Origin of the sequence: Congzhengia minquanensis (assembly GCF_014384785.1) — a bacterium.
In the GTDB taxonomy this organism is placed as follows: Bacteria; Bacillota; Clostridia; order UBA1381; family UBA9506; genus Congzhengia; species Congzhengia minquanensis.
The window spans coordinates 1-2,500 of the sequence record NZ_JACRSU010000009.1 but is presented as its reverse complement, the minus strand read 5'-3'; the positions used below and the strand labels follow the sequence as shown (position 1 = coordinate 2,500).

Genomic DNA, 2,500 nt, shown 5'->3' with positions numbered 1-2,500 from the left:
GCGTCCTTCTTCGGCTCCTGATGCCAAGGCATTCGCCCTATGCTCTTCATAGCTTGATCTCTTGGTTCTCTTTGAAAATTACGTGAGAGTCTTTTCCTCTTTTCTTACCCTTTTACGGAAAAACTCTTACTTAAATTTTTAAAAATCTTGTCGTTGTTTAGTTTTCAAGGTACTTTCTTTGTGTTCATAAGAACACTTCCATTCCTCTAAAGTTTCCTTTAGAAAAATGAAACTATTCTTTTTGGGATTAAGGAGTGATGACGAAGCATTGTGAGCTTTTAAACTTGTTTTAAAAGCAAACTTAGCGTAGTCTTCAGGGTTCCCGAAATGCGTCAGCATTTTGGGATTGAGGAGCAACGGCGGAGCTTTGAGGAAAATTAACTTGTTAATTTTCTGATTTGCGCAGCCTGTTGCGACGTGGTGGAGATGAGGAGAGTCGAACTCCTGACCCCCTGCTTGCAAGGCAGGTGCTCTCCCAACTGAGCTACACCCCCACATGCTTTTTTCCGGGTTCCCGAAATGCGTTAGCATTTTGGGATTAAGGAGTGATGACGAAGCATTGTGAGCTTTTAAACTTGTTTTAAAAGCGAACTTAGCGTAGTCCATCACGACGCGGTGGTGGGCTTAAGTGGACTCGAACCACCGACCTCACGCTTATCAGGCGTGCGCTCTAACCACCTGAGCTATAAGCCCTCATCTAAAGCACGAGGCTTCTTCTTCCTCTATTTATTTCTTAAACCCTCAAAAATGAACAGTACAGACCTTATCGACATTTTGTCTCTAAGTCTCCTTAGAAAGGAGGTGATCCAGCCGCACCTTCCGATACGGCTACCTTGTTACGACTTCACCCCAATCATCAATCCCACCTTCGGCAGCGTCCTCTAAAAGTTAGACTACTGACTTCGGGTGTTATCGACTCTCATGGTGTGACGGGCGGTGTGTACAAGGCCCGGGAACGTATTCACCGCGGCATGCTGATCCGCGATTACTAGCAATTCCGACTTCATGCAGGCGGGTTGCAGCCTGCAATCTGAACTGAGATGAGATTTCGCGGTTTGCTCCACATCACTGTCTCGCTTCGCTCTGTTCTCACCATTGTAGTACGTGTGTAGCCCAGGACATAAGGGGCATGATGATTTGACGTCGTCCCCACCTTCCTCCGATTTGTCACCGGCAGTCCTGCCAGAGTCCTCAACTCAATGTTAGTAACTGACAGTAAGGGTTGCGCTCGTTGCGGGACTTAACCCAACATCTCACGACACGAGCTGACGACAACCATGCACCACCTGTCTCCGTGTCCCGAAGGACTTCACGTATCTCTACGCTATGCACGGGATGTCAAGTCCTGGTAAGGTTCTTCGCGTTGCGTCGAATTAAACCACATACTCCACTGCTTGTGCGGGCCCCCGTCAATTCCTTTGAGTTTCAACCTTGCGGCCGTACTCCCCAGGTGGATTACTTATTGTGTTAACTCCGGCACAGAAGGAGTCGATACCTCCCACACCTAGTAATCATCGTTTACAGCGTGGACTACCAGGGTATCTAATCCTGTTTGCTACCCACGCTTTCGCGCCTCAACGTCAGTTACAGTCCAGAAAGCCGCCTTCGCCACTGGTGTTCCTCCTAATATCTACGCATTTCACCGCTACACTAGGAATTCCGCTTCCCTCTCCTGCACTCAAGATAAACAGTTTTAAATGCAGCCCCGGAGTTAAGCCCCGGTATTTCACATCTAACTTATCTACCCGTCTACGCGCCCTTTACACCCAGTAATTCCGGACAACGCTCGCCACCTACGTATTACCGCGGCTGCTGGCACGTAGTTAGCCGTGACTTCCTCCGGTGGTACCGTCATTATCTTCCCACCAGACATAAGTTTACAACCCGAAAGCCTTCTTCCTTAACGCGGCGTTGCTGCGTCAGGGTTTCCCCCATTGCGCAATATTCCCCACTGCTGCCTCCCGTAGGAGTCTGGGCCGTGTCTCAGTCCCAATGTGGCCGATCAACCTCTCAGTTCGGCTACTGATCGTCGCCTTGGTGGGCCGTTACCCCTCCAACTAGCTAATCAGACGCGAGTCCATCTACCAGCGATAAATCTTTGACCATTATACCATGCGATACTATGGTTTCATGCGGTATTAGCACACATTTCTATGTGTTATCCCCCTCTGGTAGGCAGGTTACTCACGCGTTACTCACCCGTCCGCCGCTCTCCACTCGACACTTCGGCCGAAGCCTCCGTGTCGAGCTTCCCGCTCGACTTGCATGTGTTAGGCACGCCGCCAGCGTTCGTCCTGAGCCAGGATCAAACTCTCTCGTATATTGTTATATCACTCTATATGAGTTATATACCCTAAAACGAGAAGTCTAATTCTTCTCCTTCAACTCCGCTTGCGGAGCGATATCCTTTTGACCGATATCTCTGTCTTTATCCAAAATTACTCGGAATTCTTCTCTCAAAGAATCTTCAAGCCTGCACTGTTCATTTTTCAAGGTTCTG

At 48.8% G+C, this 2,500-nt stretch carries 2 tRNA genes and 2 rRNA genes (1 of these 4 cut by a window edge); all 4 read right to left on the bottom strand.

Annotated elements, in window-relative coordinates:
* Positions 1-59, bottom strand: a 23S ribosomal RNA gene (locus H8698_RS13045) (it extends 2,791 nt beyond the left edge of the window).
* A 359-nt stretch (positions 60-418) separates the two neighbouring features.
* Positions 419-494, bottom strand: a tRNA-Ala gene (locus H8698_RS13040).
* 122 nt (positions 495-616) lie between these two features.
* Positions 617-693 (bottom strand) — tRNA-Ile (locus H8698_RS13035).
* A gap of 101 nt (positions 694-794) precedes the next feature.
* Positions 795-2,321 (bottom strand): 16S ribosomal RNA (locus H8698_RS13030).
* Together the 16S and 23S rRNA genes with 2 tRNA genes alongside form the textbook arrangement of a ribosomal RNA operon.
* Positions 2,322-2,500: the final 179 nt, after the last annotated feature.